Here is a 448-nt window from a genome sequence, read left to right as displayed (position 1 = left end):
GCCGCCGCCACCATGGCAGGGTGCCTGACCCAGTATTTCTTCCTAGTGTTCTGTTTCTTCTTCTGCGGGTTGTTCGGCCTGTGGCTGCTGGGCACCCGCCGGTTCAAAACCGCCTGCCTGTACGCTGTGGCGGAATTCGGCGGGCTGGGGGCGGCGTATCTGGCCTTCCCCACCATGAAGGAACACATCTTCTCCGGTTCCCGGGGGCAGCAGGCGGCAGGCAGTTTTCTGGACCTGTCTTCCCTGTCCGACTGGGCGGCCAGCCTGGGGCGGGTGTTCTCGCTGCTGGGCGGGCAGTTTGGCGGCGCGGCGCTGTGGGCGCTTTTGCTGCTGTTGGCGGCGGCCATCCTCTGGAAGGCAGGCTGCCGGCCCCGGGGCATGGGGTTGTTTGCCTGCATGCTGGCATTGGCGGGGCTTTTCTACATTGTGGTGATCAACAAGGTAGCCC

The 448-nt window shown here is 65.0% G+C and carries 1 protein-coding gene; it reads left to right on the top strand.

All coding sequences use genetic code 11. The annotated features are described in order from the left end of the window. On the top strand, nt 1-448 hold a 448-nt coding region (locus H6B10_RS15375), incomplete at both ends, for a hypothetical protein (protein ID WP_204652348.1).

Origin of the sequence: Gemmiger formicilis (assembly GCF_016901605.1) — a bacterium.
GTDB lineage: Bacteria > Bacillota > Clostridia > Oscillospirales > Ruminococcaceae > Gemmiger > Gemmiger formicilis_B.
The sequence above is the reverse complement of the archived record's forward strand: the minus strand, read 5'-3'. Positions and strand labels throughout refer to the sequence as shown.